The organism is Burkholderia vietnamiensis LMG 10929, assembly GCF_000959445.1.
In the GTDB taxonomy this organism is placed as follows: Bacteria; Pseudomonadota; Gammaproteobacteria; order Burkholderiales; family Burkholderiaceae; genus Burkholderia; species Burkholderia vietnamiensis.
Window position 1 is genome coordinate 907847 of record NZ_CP009630.1, and the last position, 17588, is coordinate 925434.

A 17588-nucleotide genomic window follows, 5' to 3' on the forward strand; every position below is an offset into this window, starting at 1 on the left:
TGGGAATCGAATCGATATCGGTCTAACATCGATGCGCTATCGATCGATTCAGGACGCGAATGATTGAACTGAACCAGCTTCGCTGCTTCGTCGCGGTGGCCGAGGAGCTGCATTTCGGCCGCGCGGCCCGGCGGCTCTTCATCACGCAACCGCCGCTCAGCCGGCAGATCCAGCTGCTCGAACACGCGCTGGGCATCGCGCTGCTCGAACGCAGCAGCCGGCAGGTGAGGCTCACGGCAGCCGGCGAGCGCTTTCTGCGCGACGCCCGCCACATCCTCGAATTTTCCGCGCGGGCCGAACAGGCCGCGCAGCGCGTCGCGCACGGCCGTGAGGGGCGGATCACGCTCGGCTTCACGGCCGTCAGTGCATACCGGATGATTCCGGTGCTGCTCGCGCACGCCGCCCGCGCGCTACCGGACGTCGATGTCGAGCTGCGCGAAATGGTGTCGACCGTGCAGATCGACGCGCTCGCGTCGCGCATGCTCGATGCGGGTTTCGTGCGCCAGCGCGCCGCGCGTCATCCGCTCGAATACCGGCTCGTGCAGCGCGAGCCGATGCTCGTCGCGGTGGCGCAGGGCTCGCCGCTTGCCGCGCATGAGCGGATCGGCCCGGACGAACTCGACCGCCAGCCGTTCATCGCCTACTCGCCGAACGAAGGGAAGTACTTCCACGACATGATTTCGGGGATGTTCGCCGGTGCCGGACGCCTGCCGAACTACCTGCATTACGTCGGGCAGACGCACACGATACTCGGCCTGGTGCGCGCCGGGCTCGGCGCGGCGCTCGTGCCGGCGTCGGCGCGCGAGCTGCACGTCGACGGGGTCGTGTTCCGGCCGGTGGCCGGCGTCGACGTGGCGGCGGAGCTGTATCTCGCGTGGCGCGCGGACAACGACAATCCGGCGCTGCCGGTGTTCAACGCGATGGTCGGGCAGTTCCTGACCGAAGGCGCGGCCGACGGCCTCTAGCACGGCGCGATGAAGCGGCGAGCGCGCCGCGCGTTGCGGGCGCGGCGCAGCGCCGCCGTTGCGCCGGGCGGCCCGCCGCTCAGTGCGTGACCGACAGGAACAGGTACGCGGCGAACAGCGACAGATGCACGACGCCGTGCAGGACGGTCGTGCGTCCCTGGCTCAGCGTGAGCGTGCTGACGAGCAGCGTGAGCGCCAGCAGCACGGTTTCCATCGGGCCGATGCCGAGCGTGAGCGGATGTCCGACCCAGATGAACACGGCGGCGACGGTCGGAATCGTCAGCCCGATGCTGGCGAGCGCCGAGCCGAGCGCGAGGTTCATGCTGGTCTGGAGCCGGTTTGCCCGCGCGGCGGTGACGGCCGCGAGCCCTTCGGGCAACAGCACGAGCGCGGCGATCACGATGCCCACGGCGGCCTCCGGCGCGCCGAGCTTCATCACCGCGTGCTCGACGGCGGGCGACAGCAGCTTCGCGAGCAGCACCACGGCGACGAGGCTCGCGAACAGCAGCAGCATGCTGACTGCCGCGGTGCGTGCGCTGGGCGGCGTCGCGTGGATCGATTCGTTCGCACTGTCGTGACTGGCGAGAAAGTAGTCGCGATGGCGAACCGTCTGCACGAACACGAACACGCCGTACAGCACGAGCGACGACACGCCCGCGAACGCGAGCTGCGAATTCGAGAACTGCGGGCCGGGCGCCGCGTTCAGGTAGTTCGGCATCACGAGCGACAGGACCGACAGAGAGGCGAGCACCGCCAGCGCCTTGCTCGCGCCGCGGCCCTGGAAATCCTGCTCGCCGTGCTTCCACGCACCGACCAGCAGGCACAGCCCGACGATGCCGTTGCAGATGATCATCACGGCGGCGAACACGGTGTCGCGCGCGAGGCCCGACTTTTCCGGGCCGGCGCCGAGCATCACCGACACGATCAGCGCGACTTCGATGACGGTCACGGCGACCGCGAGCACGAGCGTGCCGAACGGCTCGCCGACGCGGTGCGCGACGACTTCGGCGTGATGGACCGCGGCGAACACGGCGCCGGCGAGCGCGGCCGCGAACACCGCGATGACGAGGCCTTCGGCCGGCACGGCGCGCGACAGCGCGAGGACGAGCCATGCGGCGAGCGGAGCCCAGAGGGTCCAGCGCGGCAGCTGATTGGACGAAATCGGCATGAACGGTTTCCTATGCGAGCGGCGGCGCGACACGCGCCGTCACGGGTTGACGAAGCCCGGCCGGGTGATGCGCCGAACGATGACGATGAAGCTCAACGGATGACAGCACGAAACCGTGCTGCGTCGGGTCTGCCGCAGCGGGGCGGCGAGGGGTGCGGGCGGGCCGAAGCCCGTCGCTGGATGAAGCGGGTTGATGCGATCGGGTACCGATGACGGGATGCACGGGCCGACAGTCAGACCGGCCGACGACCGACCCGAACGCCGCCACGGCGACGAGAGGCGGCTGCGCGCGGTTCCCCAGGATGCTGCAATTTGTCTGATTTTATCACACGTTGAAGGTCTACTGCGCGATTTTCCAGAGATTTAGTGAATTTTCGTTCGATAAAGCGTCCCGTTGCCGCATGATTCCTTTCCTGCAGTTTCCGTAAAGCGGCATTGCCCAACGAATTCGGGCTGGCCCTGACATAAAGCTACCGACCGGTCGGTTTATAATCGCTCGCACTTCCACTTTCATGACGGATCGCAAGCGATGGCTGTTTCTTCTGCACATTCGGTGAACTCGGGCGCGCTGGCGCCATCGGCGCTCGTCGGCGTGATCGGCGCAGGTGCGATGGGCGCGGGCATCGCGCAGGTCGCGGCGGCGGCCGGTCATAGCGTGCTGCTGTACGACCTCGACGAGGCCGCGTGCGACAAGGCGCTCGCCGGCATTCGTGCGCAGTTCGCGAGGCTTGCGGAGAAAGGCCGCCTCGAGCCGGCGCAGGCGGACGCAGCCGGCAGCCGCATCCGCGCCGTGCGCGCGCTGGCCGAGTTCGCCGGCGCCGCGCTGATCGTCGAGGCGGCGGCCGAGCGGCTCGACGTGAAGCGCGAGATCTTCGCGACGCTCGAACGCCATGTCGACGAGCGCTGCGTGCTCGCCACCAACACGTCGTCGATCTCGATCACGTCGATCGCAGCCGGCCTGCGCGCGCCACAGCGCGTGGCCGGCCTGCACTTCTTCAATCCGGCGCCGTTGATGGCACTCGTCGAGGTGGTCAGCGGGCTCGCGACGGCCGCGGAGGTCGCACAGCTGCTGTACGACACGGCCGCCGCGTGGGGCAAGCGGCCGGTGATGGCGAAATCGACGCCGGGATTCATCGTGAACCGCGTCGCGCGCCCGTATTACGCGGAGGTGCTGCGCGTGCTGAACGAGCAGGGCGGCACGCCGGCGTCGATCGACGCCGTGATGCGCGACGCCGGCGGCTTCCGGATGGGGCCGTTCGAGCTGATGGACCTGATCGGTCACGACGTGAACTTCGCGGTGACCGAGTCGGTGTTCCGTGCGTACTTCAACGATCCGCGCTACACGCCGTCGTTGATTCAGCAGGAACTCGTGAACGCCGGCTTTCTCGGCCGCAAGTCGGGGCGCGGCTTCTACTCGTACGCGCCCGACGCGCCGCCGCCGGCGCCCGAGTTCGAAGCGCCTTGCGCCGCACCGGCCGACGTCGTGCTGTTCGAGCAGGAAGGCCCGGCTGTGGCGCTCCACGCGCGCTTTGCCGAGCGCATCCCGAACGCGCGGCAGAACGGCGCACACGCCGACGAGCTGATCGCGGTGGCCGGCCGCGCGTCGATCGCGCTGACCGACGGCCGTACCGCGACGCTGCGCGCCGCGCAAACCGGCGTGGCCGATCTGGTGCTTGTCGATCTTGCGCGCGACTACGCTCGGGCCGGCCTGGTCGCGCTCACGCGCGCGCTCCAGTGCAGCGACGCCGCTTACGCCGATGCGGTCGGCCTGTTCCAGCAGGCGGGGTTCCGCGTCGTGGGCGTCGGCGACGTGCCCGGCATGGTCGCGATGCGCACCGTCGCGATGCTCGCGAACGAGGCGGCCGACACCGTCAATCAGGGCGTGTGCTCGCCCGCCGATCTCGATCTCGCCATGGAAAAGGGCGTGAACTACCCATGCGGCCCGCTCGCGTGGGCCGATGCGATCGGCATCGGCCGCGTGCATCGCGTGCTGTCCCATCTCGCGGCGAGCTACGGCGAGGACCGCTATCGCGTGTCGCCGCGCATCGCCGCCCTGCACGCGGCCGGCCGCACGTTCCGTTAGCCGCCGCCCGCATCCCCTCGATCACGACAACGACATCACTCCACTGGAGGAGCACCCCATGACTCACCCGACGCATCCCGCCGCCGCGCTCGAGCCGATCGAGACCGCCAGCCGCGACGAACTGCAGGCGCTGCAGCTCGAGCGCCTCAAGTGGTCGCTGCGCCACGCGTATGACCACGTTGCGCACTATCACCGGACGTTCGACGCGGCCGGCGTGCACCCGGACGATCTGCACACGCTCGCCGATCTCGCGAAGTTCCCGTTCACGACCAAGAGCGACCTGCGCGACAACTACCCGTTCGGCCTGTTCGCGGTGCCGCGCGAGCAGGTCGTGCGCGTGCATGCGTCGAGCGGCACGACCGGCAAGCCGACCGTGGTCGGCTACACCGCGCGCGACATCGACACGTGGGCGAACGTGACGGCGCGCTCGATCCGCGCGGCCGGCGGCCGGCCGGGCGACACGCTGCACAACGCGTTCGGCTACGGGCTCTTCACCGGCGGCCTCGGCATTCACTACGGCGCGGAGCGGCTCGGCTGCATGGTCGTGCCGATGTCGGGCGGGCAGACCGAGAAGCAGGTGCAGCTGATCCGCGATTTCGAGCCGAAGATCATCCTCGTCACGCCGTCGTACATGCTGAACCTGATCGACGAGATGGTGCGGCAGGGGATGGACCCGGCCGACTCGTCGCTGAAGATCGGCATCTTCGGCGCGGAGCCGTGGACGCAGGCGCTGCGCGACGAAGTCGAGACGCGCGCGGGCATCGACGCGCTCGACATCTACGGGCTGTCGGAAGTGATGGGGCCGGGCGTCGCGTGCGAGTGCGTCGAGACGAAGGACGGCCCGGTGATCTGGGAGGACCATTTCTATCCGGAGATCATCGATCCGGCGACCGGCGAAGTGTTGCCGGACGGCAGCGCGGGCGAGCTCGTGTTCACGTCGCTGACGAAGGAGGCGATGCCGGTGATCCGCTACCGCACGCGCGACCTTACGGCGCTGCTGCCGCCCACGGCGCGCGCGATGCGCCGGCTCGCGAAGATCACCGGCCGCTCCGACGACATGCTGATCGTGCGGGGCGTCAACGTGTTCCCGAGCCAGATCGAGGAGATCGTCGTCGCGCAGGCCCAGCTGTCCGGACAATTCCAGGTCACGCTGTCGCGCGACGGTCACATGGACCGGCTCGAGCTGGCGGTCGAGCTGCGCTCCGAAGCCGCGGCCGGCATGACCGACGGCGATCGCGCGGCGATCGCGCGCGAGCTGCAGCACCGGATCAAGACGATGATCGGCGTATCGGCCGGCGTGACCGTGCTCGCGGCGGGCGGGATTCCGACGACCGCGACCGGCAAGGCGCGGCGCGTGATCGACCGCCGTCAGGCGGCGTGAATCCGACCGTCACCCGTTCTACCCCAAGGAAACCCGTTCGATGGATGGATTGAAGACTTTGGCCGTCGCGGTCGACGCGCGCGGCATTGCGACCGTCGCGCTGCGGCGCGGCGATGTGCTCAACGCGTTCGACGAGACGATGATCGCCGAGCTGACCGACGCCTACACGACGCTCGGCGCGCGCGACGACGTGCGCGCGATCGTGCTGCGCGCGGACGGCCGCGCGTTCTGCGCGGGCGCTGACCTGCAGTGGATGCAGCGCGCGAGCGCGAACGATGCGGCCGCGAACCTGCGCGACGCCGAGCGCTTCGCGGCGATGATGCGTGCGATCCGGCACTGCGCGAAGCCGACCGTCGCGCGCGTGCAGGGCCACGCGTTCGGCGGCGGCGTGGGCCTGTGCGCGGCCTGCGACATCGTGATCGCGAGCGATCAGGCGCGCTTTTCGGTGAGCGAGGCGCGCTTCGGCATCCTGCCGGCGGTGATCGGCCCGTATCTGGTCGAGGCGGTCGGCCAGCGCCAGGCGCGCCGGCTCGCGCTGACCGCGACGCAGCTCGGCGCGAGCGAAGCCGTGGCGATCGGGCTGATCCATCAGGCCGTGCCGCTCGATGCGCTCGATGCGGCGCTCGAGCGCACGCTCGCCGAGCTGAGCCGCAACGGACCGAACGCGCTGATGGAGATCAAGCGTTTTTTCGACGCGATCGGCGAATACCCGCCGTCGGCCGAGCGCGCGGCATTCACCGCGCAGACGATCTCGCGCGTGCGCGCGACGGCCGAAGCGAAGGAGGGGTTCGCCGCGTTCTTTGCGAAGCGGCCGCCGGCGTGGGAGCCGGGCGTCGAATAAGGCGGCGCGGGCCGGCTGCGGCGCCGCACGATTTGCGGCGCGCGCGCGGGCGCTTGCTCTACAATGCGTGACCCCCGGCACGCCGCCGGCCCAGCCCTGTCCGTTGATTTCCTCGATGATCGTCAACCGTCTTGTTTCCGAGATCCTGTTCGGCTTCACCGGCCTGATCGGCATCATCAATCCGATCGGCATCGCCTTCCTGTTCCTCGAGCGTACCGAGGCGCTGACCGAACATGAGCGCAACCTGCTCGCGCAGAAGGTGGCGTTCAACGCGTTCATCGTGCTGCTGGTCGCGTTCTTCGCCGGCACGCCGGTGCTGCATTTCTTCGGGATCTCGATGGAAGCGCTGCGCATCGGCGGCGGCTTCGCGGTCGCCGTCGCCGGCTGGCAGATGCTCAACGAGCCGGACGGCCCGGCCGGCGGCGGCGACACGCCGATCAAGCCGATCGATGCGAGCGCAATCATGACGCGCGCATTCTTCCCGCTCACCGTGCCGCTGACCGTCGGTCCCGGTTCGATCGCCACCGCGATCGCGCTGAACGCGAACCGCACGCACAAGCTGTCGGAATTCATGCTCTCGAGCATCGTGTCGATCACGGTGTCCGTGCTGGTCGCGGTCGTGATCTGGCTGACCTACAGCCGCGCCGCGCTGCTCGCGCGCTATCTCGGCACCGAAGGCACCAAGGTCGCGAAGCGCGTGTCGGCGTTTCTGCTGCTGTGCATCGGCGTGCAGATCATGCTGACCGGCTTCTCCGAGTTCCTCCAGCCGCTCGCCGACCAGATCAAGTAAGCCGCTTCGTCGTGGGCCGCATCGGCCGGCGCGGCGTCGGCCCCGCGTGGTGCGGCGGCGCCGCCGCGCGCCGGCGCGTTCGCGCGCGACGGGATACCATCCAGCGTCCGGCCGGCGCGCGATGCGCGTACGGCCGCCATTCCACTTCAACGACGAGGCGTGCGATGCAATACGTGAAATTCGGATCGACCGGGCTGGACGTGTCGAAGCTGGTGCTGGGCTGCATGACGTTCGGCGAGCCGTCGCGCGGCACGCATCCGTGGACGCTGCCGGAGGCGGACAGCCGCCCGATCATCCGGCGCGCGATCGAGGCCGGCATCAACTTCTTCGATACCGCGAACATGTATTCGGACGGCACGTCGGAGGAGATCGTCGGCCGCGCGCTGCGCGACTTCGCGAAGCGCGACGACGTCGTGATCGCGACCAAGGTGTTCTACCGGATGCGGCCGGGGCCGAACGGCGCGGGCCTGTCGCGCAAGGCGATCATGACCGACATCGACCAGAGCCTGAAGCGGCTCGGCACCGACTACGTCGACCTGTACCAGATCCATCGCTGGGACGACGCCACGCCGATCGAGGAGACACTCGAGGCGCTGCATGACGTCGTGAAGGCGGGCAAGGCGCGCTACATCGGCGCGTCGTCGATGTACGCGTGGCAGTTCGCGAAGGCGCTGTACACGTCGAAGCAGCATGGCTGGACGCGCTTCGTCAGCATGCAGAATCACCTGAACCTGCTGTATCGCGAGGAGGAGCGGGAAATGCTGCCGCTGTGCGAGGCCGAAGGCATCGCGGTGATCCCGTGGAGCCCGCTCGCGCGCGGCCGCCTGACGCGCGACTGGAGCGAGACGTCCGGCCGGCAGCAGAGCGACGCGGTCGGCCAGCGCCTCTATGACGCGACGGCCGACGCCGATCGCGCGGTGGTCGAAGCCGTCGCGGCGATCGCGGCCGCGCGCAACGTGCCGCGGGCGCAGGTCGCGCTTGCGTGGGTCGCGCACAAGCGCGGCGTGACCGCGCCGATCGTCGGGATCTCGAAGCCGCATCATCTCGACGATGCGCTCGGCGCGCTGCAACTGAAGCTGAAGGACGACGAGATCGCGGCGCTCGACGGTCCGTACGTGCCGCACGCGGTGGCCGGCTTCAACTGAGCCGTCGGCTGAGCCGGAGTGGCGCGGCGCCGCCGCGCGGTTCGGCGTTCAGTGCGCGGCGGCGAGCATCGGGTAGGTGAACAGCCCGAAGTGAATCGCGTTCAGCCCGGCATGTGCGAGCGCGGCGGCGACGAGGCCGCCGCGTCGCCATGCGAGCCCGTAGCCGACGCCGGCGAGCGTGCCGAGCACGATCCACGGCCAGCCGCCCGCCGCGTGCGCGGCGCCGAACAGCAGCGCGCCGACGGCCAGCGCGGCCCACGGCCCCCAGCGGAAGCGGCCGAGCGCGCGGGTCAGCCCGCCTTGCACGTAGCCGCGGAACAGCGCCTCTTCGGCGAGCGTCACGAGCAGCACGTTGTTGACCAGCCAGAGCCAGCCCGAGGCCGGCCATTTCGGCGCCCAGCCGACCATCCCGAACGCGAGCGCGCCGGCCAGGCAAGCGGCTGCCGTACCGACGGCCGCCATCGCGCCGACGCGCAGCGCGCGCCGGAGGGGCACCTCGGGCGCCACCCACGGCAGCGTCCACAGCAGCCACAGGCCGACCAGCGGCTTGTCGAAATTCAGGTACATCGTGAACGGCACGGCGTCCGGCGTGAAGCGCGTCGGCGCGATCACGCGCGGGTTGTGGAAGCCCGGTATCAGGTGCAGGCTCAGCGCGATCGCGAGCGCCGCGAACACGAGGTGCGCGGCGATCCGCACGGCGAGCGGCCGGCGCGGCGCGACACCCCACGCGGCGGCGGCCAGCAGCGCGAGGGGCGCGAGCGCGATCGGCGCCAGCTTGCCGAATGCGAGCGCGAGCGCATAACCGAACCCGGCGACGGCGACGCTGGTACCGTGCAGCGGGCGCAGCCAGGCGAGTGCGGCGGCCGTGAACAGCGCGAGCCAGATCGTGGCGAGCGGGAGCAGCGAGAGGGACATGGGGCGATGCAACGGGCGAACGGGACGCCGCGCATCATACCTCAGCGAAGTCGCGATGCTGCGCCGCAGCGTCGCGGCGCGAGCGCTCAGCGGCCCGCGGTTTCGGTGAGGCCGTCGCGGGTCGGGATGTCGACGCTGTTGCGCTCGCGGATGCGCCGCCGATACCAGAACGTCCACAGCAGCAGCGTGCCGAACACCGTGTAGCCCATGATCGGCGACACGACCAGCACGCGCTCGACGGGCCACGTCATCACCATCCATAGGCGCAGCAGCATCTCGAGCGTCATGCAGGTGCCCCACACGAACGTCATCAGCCGCAGCATGCGGCGCAGGTACGGTTGCTCGGCCCAGACCGTCTCGAAGCGCTCGGCGCCGCCGGCCATTTCGCGTGCGACGGTGGCACGCGCGAGATAGAAGATCAGCGGCCGGTCGCGAAACAGCGACAACAGGAACACGACGCCGATCGAGCCGGACGCGAGCGATTCGCGCATCAGCAGCGTGCGCGCGTCGCCGCCGAGCGCCATGCCGATGAGCGACAGCGCGATGCCGAGCAGCACGATCGCGGCCACCGCATCGACGCGGCGGGAGCGGACGAATTCGACGACGGACCAGACGATCGGCGGAACCGCCGACGCGTAGAGAGCGCCGGTTTCCCCGAAATGTGGATGCGCGACCCGGTAGGCGACCCAGGGCAGCAGCAGATTGACGACGAGTTCGAGGAGCAGGCCGGCGCGTGGTTTCACGGGAGCGGGGCGCGGCGGGCGCGCGGCTGTGAAGGCGTTTCGAGTATATCGAAGTCGGACCCCGTGCGTGGGGTGTGGGGTGTTGGCGGCGGTGTGGGGCGCAGGGGCGGCTGTGAAGGCAGGCAAGGCGGCGGGCGATGCGCGGGTGTCGGCCGGCGCGGCGGCGGCTCAGGGCGCAGCGGCCACCTGCCCGCTAAGCCGATGGTGGCTTGCCCGCCGCGACCTACCGCCGATCGCCCAACGCGTAGCGCGAACTGCCGAACGCCGAACGCCGAACGCCGAACGCCCAACGCCCAACGCCCAACGCCCAACGCCCAACGCCCAACGCCCAACGCCCAACGCCCAACGCCCAACGCCCAACGCCCAACGCCCAACGCCCAACGCCCAACGCCCAACGCGAACTGCGAATGGCCAGTCGCCCATCACCCATCGCCCGCGGCCCGCTGCGCGTTGCCTATCATTCGCCATCCAGCGCCCATCGGAGCGCGGCACCCGCGCGCCGCGCCCCAGCCGCCTCGAGCGTCCGTCAGGCTGCCACGGGCTGGACGATGATTTTCACGTTGCGGTCCTTGTGGTTGACCAGCTCCTCGAAGCCGCGCGCGACGATGTCGCCGAGCGCGATGCGTCCGGTGATGAGCGGCTGCACGTCGATGCGGCCGTCGGCGATGAAGCGGATCACGTCCGCGAATTCGCCGTTGTACGCGAGCGAGCCGATCACTTCCTTCTCGGTCGACACGATGTCGAAGAAGTTGAACGACGTCGGCTCCTCGAAGATGCCGACCATCACCGACTTGCCGGCCTTGCGGATCACGTCGATCGCGAGCTTCGCGGTGGCCGTGTGGCCGATGCATTCGAACGACACGTCGGCGCCGTAGCCGCCCGTCAGCGCCTTGACCTCGGCGATCGCGTCGGACGCCTTCGGGTCGATCACGACCGTCGCGCCCACTTCGAGCGCCTTCTGCTTGCGCGCGGCCGACATTTCCAGCGCAATCACGCGTCCGGCGCCCGCGGCCTTCGCGCACATGATCGTGCACAGGCCGATCGTGCCGGCGCCGACCACGACGACGGTCTGCCCGACGATGTTGCCGGCCTTCTTCACCGCGTGCATCCCGACCGCGAGCGGCTCGATCAGCGCCCCGGCCTCGGTCGGAAAGTTGTCGGGCAGCTTGTACAGCAGTTCGGCCGGCACGTTCACGTACTCCGCGAACGCACCGTTGTTCATCAGCCCGGTGAACGCGAGGTTCTCGCAGATGTTGTACATCCCGTGCCGGCAATACCAGCAGGTGCCGCAATGCTGGCACGCGTCGGCCGTCACGCGCTCGCCGAGCGCGAAGCCGGTGACGCCCGCGCCGAGCGCCGCGATTTCCCCGCTGAATTCGTGGCCGAGGATGCACTGGCCTTTCAGGCCCGTGAGCGGGTGCGGCGCGTCGACGGGGATGAACACCGGCCCGGCGACGTATTCGTGCAGGTCGGAGCCGCAGATCCCGCACCAGTGCACGCGGATCTGGACCCAGCCGGCCGGCGGGTGTCCGGGGACGGGAACCTCCTCGACGCGGATGTCGTTGCGGCCGTGCCAGACGGCGGCCTTCATGCTGGGGGCGGTATGCGGTGCCGGTGTACTCACGTTGCTGTCTCCGTCAGATTGTCGTCGGGCGCGCGGCAGGGTGCCGGTGCGTCCGTCGCGCGATTGCGCGAACGTCCGATATGCAGGAATGGGGCCAGCGGGATGAGGCAGCTTGCGCGGCGATGCGGCAGGGCTGTCGATGTGCAATGCAGCACGCCGCGCTGCGTCGACATCGCGCCGGTGGCACGCGAAACCGGCGCCGGATTTGCTGCAATTGCGACGGCACCGTGCGGATGAGACGACGCGACGGTCGTCTCACGCATTTGAGACGGAATGCGAGACGCGGTGCGTACTAGTCGCTGTTGGCGTGGGCGGTGGCACGAGCATTCCGCGCCGGGTCGCGAGGGGGAGCCGAGCGCCGTATACCAAGCGCCAGCCGGCGATCACCGCCGCCAGCGGCCAAAACGCTCCGCCCCATCGCACAGCCGCAGCGTGATCCACGTCGCGGCTGCGCCGCACCGTCAGCCGAGATCCTTCCGGTACTGGATGAATCCCGCGTCGTGCGCGAGCTTGTCGTACAGCGCGCGCGCCGTGGTGTTGGTTTCGTGCGTGAGCCAGTACACGCGGCTCGCGCCGGCTTCGCGGGCCCGCTCGTACACGGCCTCGATCAGCGCGCTGCCCGCGCCTTGCCCGCGCGCGTCGGCCGCCGTGAACAGATCCTGCAGATAGCAGTACGGCCCGTCGGTCCAGCACGAGCGGTGGTAGATCGCGTGCACGATGCCGACCAGCTTGCCCGCCGCGTCGAACGCGCCGAGGACGAACATCGGTTCGGCCGGGTCCAGCAGCCGCGCCCACGTCGTCGCGGTCACCGCGTCGCTCGCCGGCGACCGGTAGAACTGTCGATAGCCGTCCCACAGCGGCCGCCACGCGGCTTCGTCGGCGGCGGCGAGCGGGCGCACCGTGACGTGCGTCGCGCGGCTCCCGCGCTCGGCCGCGTCGCGCGCACGGGCTTGCCGCTCGCGGATCGCGACGAGCGATTCGCGCTGCACGCCGTCGGCGTCGAAGTTCGCGGGCGCGAGCCACGCTTCGAACGCGGCGCGCACGTCGGGCCACTCGCCGTCGACGATCGAGAACCATGTGGTGTCGCGATTGCGGCCCTTGTAGACGATCGCCTGCCGGAACGTGCCTTCGTAGCGGAAGCCGAGCCGTGCCGCGGCCTTGCGCGACGGCGCGTTGAGCGCGTCGCACTTCCATTCGTAGCGGCGGTAGCCGAGCGTGTCGAACGCGTACTTCATCAGCAGGTATTGCGCGTCGGTCGATACCGGCGTGCGCTTGAGCAGCGGCGAGAACGTGACCGAGCCGACCTCGATCACGCCGTTGGCCGGATCGATGCGCATCAGCGCGAGCGTGCCGACCGCGCGGTTCGTCGCGCGGTCGATCACCGTGTAGTGCAGCGGATCGGCGCTCGCCGCCGCGCCGCGCAGGTAGTCGCGGAAGCTCGACGCGTCGGCGTACGGCCCGTGTGCGAGATAGGTCCAGTCGCCGGCGTCGGGCGCTTGTGCATACGCGGCGTACAGCTCGGCGGCATGGCGCTCGGCATCGAGCGGTTCGAGCCGGCAGTAGCGGCCTTCGAGCACGATGCGCTCCGGGCGCGGGCGCGCGGACCAGTCGGGAACGGGACGGCCGATGGGTTGCTGCAAATCGTTGGTGGGCGTGGACAAGATCGATCTCGCGTCGGTTGGCGGTTGGCGGCCGGCGGCTTGCCGGCATGCAGACGATCGTAGTCGCGCCGAGGTACCATGAAAAGCGCCAGACTCATGCAAATTTATGGTGCCACGCGTGCCGCCTCGCGTGGTGCGCACCGCGATACCCCGATGCCGCGAGATTCGATGACGACCGACATTCCTTCCCACGACGCGCCCGCGTTGCCGCTCGACGCGCCGCTCGCCCGCACGGCCGGCGCGCCGTCGTTGCAGCGCCAGCTGCTGCGCCGCGTGCGCGATGCGATTCTCGGCGGCGCGATGCCGGCCGGCACGCGGCTGCCCGGCACGCGCGCGCTGGCCGATACGCTCGGCGTGTCGCGCAACACGACGGCGGCCGTGTACGAGCAGCTCGTCGCCGAGGGCTTCCTGCAGTCGGATCGGCGCGGCACGCGGGTGGTCGGCCTGTCGCGGCCGGCCGCGCCGCGCCGGCCCGCGGCGCCGCCGGCCGTCGCGCAGCGGCTCGGCCGGATCCGCCCGAGCCTGATCGGCAGCGGCGAGTCCGAATTTTTCCGGCCGGGCGTGCCCGCGTTGTCGCACTTTCCGGTGGACGCATGGCGGCATGCGATCGACCGCGCGCTGCGCCGCACCGGTCACGAGCTGCTGGCGTACGGCGATCCGCTCGGCGAGCGCACGCTGCGCGAATCGATCGCGCGACACCTGGCCGTGACGCGCGGCGTGCGCTGCGCTCCCGAGCAGATCGTGATCACCGAGGGCGCGCAGGGCGCGATCGCGTTGTGCGCGCAACTGCTGACGAATCCCGGCGATACGGTGTGGGTCGAGGAGCCCGGCTATCGCGGCGCGCGCAGCGCGATGCAGGCGGCGGATCTCGATGTCGTGCCGATGCCGGTCGACGCGGAGGGGTTGCGCGCGGACGATGCCGACTGGGCCGAACGCACGCCGCGGCTCGTCTACACGACGCCGTCGAACCAGTTCCCGACCGGCGCGGTACTGTCGATCTCGCGCCGCCTCGCGCTGCTCGAGGCGGCACGCCGGCATCGCGCGTGGATCATCGAGGACGATTACGACAGCGAGTTTCGCCATACCGGCGAGCCGATAGGCGCGTTGCACGGGCTCGCGGCCGATTCGCCGGTCGTCTATCTCGGCTCGTTCAGCAAGACGATGTTCCCGGCGCTGCGGATCGGCTTCCTCGTGCTGCCCGACGCGTTGCTCGCAGCCGTGCGCGCCGTGCTGCCCGAAATGCTGCGCGGCGGCACGCGCCACGTGCAGCTCGCGCTGGCCGACTTCATCGAGACCGGCGAATACGGACGGCATCTCGGACGGATGCGCCGGCTGTATCGCGATCGGCGCCGGCTGCTGCTCGCCGCGCTCGGCGACGCGTTCAGCGTGCCGCACGAGGTCGAGGGCGGCCCGTGCGGATTGCATCTGACGCTGCGGCTGCCGGCGCGCTATCCCGACCGCGCGATCGTCGCGGCGGCGCGCGAGCACGGGATCGGGCCGTTTCCGCTGTCGGGTTTTTCGATCGCTACGGCGCCGGCCGACAACGGGCTCGTGCTCGGCTTCGGCAATACGTCGGCCGATGCGTTCGCACCGATGCTGCAGACGTTGTCGACGATCGCGCAGCGTATCGCGCAAGCGCCGCGCAGCGAGCCGGTTGCGTATGCAGACGATGAGCGGGGAGCCGGCGCTCGGTGAGCGTATGGTGCCGAGGCTATCGGCCGTTGCCGCCTACAAGACGTGCGATGCGCCGCGCAGCGCCGGCATGTCGTGCGCACGCTGCAGCGGACCCGTGCGTTTCGACAGCGCCCGACACTCAGCGCGCCGGTTCCGCGCGCACGATCCGGCGCGCGGCGGCCAGGCCCAACAGCAGCAGAACCGCCACATACGCGACGACCGCGCCCCACGCGCCGTGTTGCCAGAACGTGCCGCCGACCGAGCCGAGCACGCTCGATCCGACGTAATAGGCGAGCAGGTACAGCGACGCCGCATGCCCCTTCGACGCCCCGGCGAGATGCCCGACCCAGCCGCTCGCGACCGCATGCGCGACGAAGAAGCCGATCGTGATGAGCACGATCCCGACGATGATCGCCACGAGCGACGGCGACAGCGTCAGCGCGAGGCCCGCTGCGAAGACGAGAATGCCGCTGACGAGAACGGGCGCACGCCCGACGCGATCGGCGAGCGCGCCCGCGCTCGACGACGACACCATCCCGAACAGATACGCCGTGAAGATCAGCCCGCACGCGGTTGCGCTCAGGTCGAACGGCGGCGCGATCAGCCGGAAGCCGACGTAGTTGTACACGGTCACGAACGCGCCCATCACCAGGAAGCCGATCGCGAACACGAACGGCAGGCGTGGATGACGCAGTTGCGCGCTCCATAGCTGCAGGTGATGCCGCAGCTTCAGGTCGGTGCGTTTCACGAAGCGGCGCGACGGCGGCAGCAGCACGACGAACGCGATGGCGGCGGCGAGATCGACGACGCCGATCGTCAGCATCGCGGTGCGCCACGAAAAGTACTCTTCGAGCGCGCTCATCCCGATCCGGCCGATCATGCCGCCGAACGCGGTGCCGCCGACGTACAGCCCCATCGACAGACCGAGCCCTTCGGGCGCGATCTCCTCGGCGAGATACGCCATCGCGACGGCCGGCACGCCGCCGAGCGCGAAGCCTTCGAGTGCGCGCCACACCAGCAGCAGGTGCCAGCTCGGCGCAACGGCCGCCAGCAGGTTGAACAGCGCGGCGAGCGTCATCGACGCGAACATCGGCCCGCGCCGGCCGACGCGCTCCGACAGCGCGCCGGCGCACAGGATCGACACGGCCAGCATGCCGGTCGACAGCGACAGCGACAGCGAACTCGACGCCGCGCCGACATGGAATTCGCGCACGAACGCGGGCAGCAGCGGCTGCACGCAGTAGAGCAGCGAGAACGTCGCAAAGCCGGCCAGAAAGAGCGCCAGCGCGATGCGCAGGTAGGCGGCCGAGCGCGGCGACACGCCGGCAGGCAGCACATCGGGCGCGGTGGTCGCGCCGCGCGCCGCCGCAGGCGGGTTCGTAGAAGAAGGCATGAGATGCACTGAATGGGCTGGGGAGGCGGCCATTCTTGCGCATGGTCAAACATATGTCCAATATATGAAAGAAACCGTAGCGATATGTTTTGCATCTGGCTGCGGCCGCTCGTTGCGGCTGCATGTTCCCGTCCACCGTCGATCGCATTGCGCATGGAACTCAGGCATCTCCGCTACTTTCTGGCCGTCGCCGCCGCGTCGAACTTCACGAAGGCCGCGCAGGCGCTGGGCATCGGCCAGCCGCCGCTGAGCCAGCAGATCAGGGCGCTCGAGGACGAACTCGGCGTCGAGCTGTTCAAGCGAACCGCGCGCGGCGCCGAACTCACCGTTGCCGGCGAGGTGTTCGCGGAAGAGGCGCGGCGCGTGCTCGACGACGCCGAGCGTGCTGCCCGTGCGGCGAAGCGGGCGGCACGCGGCGAAATCGGGCAGCTGCGCGTCGGCTTCACCGGGACGGCGGCGTTCAATTCGAAAGTCGCCGACCTGATCCGCCGCTTTCGCGAGGCGTTTCCGGATACCGAGCTGACGCTGCTGGAGGCGACCTCCGGCGTGCTGTTCGACGCGCTCGAAGCTGGCCGGCTCGACGTCGGGATCGTGCGTCCGGAGCGCCGCATCGCCGATACGCTGCACGCCGCGGACTGGGACGAGGAGCCGATGTTCGTCGCGCTGCCGGTCGCGCATCGGCTCGCGCGGCGCCGTCGGATCGAGCTTGCCGAACTCGCCGACGAGGCGTTCGTGCAGGTGCCGCGCGAAGCGGGCAGCGCGCTGTTCGACGACATCGTCGCCGCCTGCAATGCCGCCGGCTTCCAGCCGCGCATGGCGCAGCCCGCACCGCAGATCGCGTCGGCGGTGACGCTCGTCGCGGCCGGACTCGGCGTGTCGATCGTGCCGATGGCGATCACGCAGGTGCAGGTCGCGGGCGTCGTCTATCGGCCGGTGGCCGACGACGGCCTGCGCGCGCGGCTCGCGATCGCCTCGCGACGCGACGCGCAGTCGCCGGTGGTGCGCAACTTTCTCGCGTTGGCGTGGTAGCCGGCGTGCCGCGACGCGTTGGCAGAATTGGCATCGACTCGCGGCTGCCTGCACGCCGTGCACCGTGCAGTGAATATGCCGATTGACGAACAGGCGAGTTTGTCCGGAACGAATGCCGTCGCGGTTGCGGCGCGGCGCGCGCCGCCCGCATCCGGGTTTCGATGCGTAGGTCCGCG

14 protein-coding genes are annotated in these 17588 nt (G+C 70.0%); 8 read left to right on the forward strand and 6 right to left on the reverse strand.

The genetic code is table 11. The features are described 5' to 3' along the window. Positions 1-59: 59 nt before the first annotated feature. Positions 60-965 carry a LysR family transcriptional regulator gene (locus tag AK36_RS04215; RefSeq protein ID WP_045577927.1) on the forward strand — a complete coding sequence of 302 codons (906 nt, stop codon included), beginning with the start codon at positions 60-62 and terminating at the stop codon, positions 963-965. A gap of 79 nt (positions 966-1044) precedes the next feature. Here AK36_RS04215 and AK36_RS04220 read toward each other — a convergent pair whose 3' ends face one another. Further along, positions 1045-2133 carry a calcium:cation antiporter gene (locus tag AK36_RS04220; protein WP_011882346.1) on the reverse strand — a complete coding sequence of 363 codons (1089 nt, stop codon included), beginning with the start codon at positions 2131-2133 and terminating at the stop codon, positions 1045-1047. A 529-nt stretch (positions 2134-2662) separates the two neighbouring features. On the opposite strand from AK36_RS04220, the gene AK36_RS04225 reads away from it, so the two are divergent. From AK36_RS04225 to AK36_RS04245, 5 genes are all read left to right on the forward strand, one after another. Continuing rightward, the gene (locus tag AK36_RS04225) at positions 2663-4216 is read left to right on the forward strand and encodes a 3-hydroxyacyl-CoA dehydrogenase (protein WP_045577928.1); all 1554 of its coding nucleotides are present in this window, start codon (positions 2663-2665) and stop codon (positions 4214-4216) included. 58 nt (positions 4217-4274) lie between these two features. After that, positions 4275-5597, forward strand: coding sequence for a phenylacetate--CoA ligase PaaK (paaK, locus tag AK36_RS04230; RefSeq protein ID WP_045577929.1), 1323 nt, complete (start codon positions 4275-4277; stop codon positions 5595-5597). A 40-nt stretch (positions 5598-5637) separates the two neighbouring features. Next, positions 5638-6438 (forward strand): enoyl-CoA hydratase-related protein, encoded by an 801-nt coding sequence (locus AK36_RS04235; RefSeq protein ID WP_045577930.1) that lies wholly within the window; start codon positions 5638-5640, stop codon positions 6436-6438. 115 nt (positions 6439-6553) lie between these two features. Then, complete coding sequence (locus tag AK36_RS04240; RefSeq protein ID WP_011882342.1) at positions 6554-7228, forward strand: MarC family protein; 675 nt, start codon at positions 6554-6556, stop codon at positions 7226-7228. Between the two features lie 164 nt (positions 7229-7392). Next, a complete protein-coding gene (locus tag AK36_RS04245) occupies positions 7393-8373 on the forward strand; it encodes an aldo/keto reductase (protein WP_045577931.1) in 981 nt (326 codons plus the stop codon). A 48-nt stretch (positions 8374-8421) separates the two neighbouring features. On the opposite strand, the gene AK36_RS04250 is transcribed toward AK36_RS04245, so the two are convergent. The 4 genes from AK36_RS04250 to AK36_RS04265 form a co-directional block, all read right to left on the reverse strand. Beyond that, complete coding sequence (locus AK36_RS04250; protein ID WP_045577932.1) at positions 8422-9288, reverse strand: CPBP family intramembrane glutamic endopeptidase; 867 nt, start codon at positions 9286-9288, stop codon at positions 8422-8424. Positions 9289-9374: 86 nt separating this feature from the next. After that, positions 9375-10031: a VC0807 family protein gene (locus AK36_RS04255; RefSeq protein ID WP_011882339.1), complete on the reverse strand. Its 657-nt coding sequence runs from the start codon at positions 10029-10031 to the stop codon at positions 9375-9377. A 526-nt stretch (positions 10032-10557) separates the two neighbouring features. Then, on the reverse strand, positions 10558-11622 hold the full coding sequence (locus AK36_RS04260) for a 2,3-butanediol dehydrogenase (protein ID WP_034195115.1): 1065 nt from the start codon (positions 11620-11622) through the stop codon (positions 10558-10560). A 494-nt stretch (positions 11623-12116) separates the two neighbouring features. Further along, complete coding sequence (locus AK36_RS04265) at positions 12117-13316, reverse strand: GNAT family N-acetyltransferase (RefSeq protein ID WP_045577933.1); 1200 nt, start codon at positions 13314-13316, stop codon at positions 12117-12119. Between the two features lie 168 nt (positions 13317-13484). Between AK36_RS04265 and pdxR the strand changes: the two genes are divergently transcribed. Next, the gene (gene pdxR / locus AK36_RS04270; RefSeq protein ID WP_041494280.1) at positions 13485-15011 is read left to right on the forward strand and encodes a MocR-like pyridoxine biosynthesis transcription factor PdxR; all 1527 of its coding nucleotides are present in this window, start codon (positions 13485-13487) and stop codon (positions 15009-15011) included. A 118-nt stretch (positions 15012-15129) separates the two neighbouring features. Here pdxR and AK36_RS04275 read toward each other — a convergent pair whose 3' ends face one another. After that, positions 15130-16383 carry an MFS transporter gene (locus AK36_RS04275; protein WP_045577934.1) on the reverse strand — a complete coding sequence of 418 codons (1254 nt, stop codon included), beginning with the start codon at positions 16381-16383 and terminating at the stop codon, positions 15130-15132. Between the two features lie 153 nt (positions 16384-16536). On the opposite strand from AK36_RS04275, the gene AK36_RS04280 reads away from it, so the two are divergent. Continuing rightward, entirely contained in the window at positions 16537-17412 is an 876-nt protein-coding gene (locus AK36_RS04280; RefSeq protein ID WP_045577935.1) for a LysR family transcriptional regulator, read from the forward strand. The last annotated feature ends 176 nt before the right edge of the window (positions 17413-17588 follow it).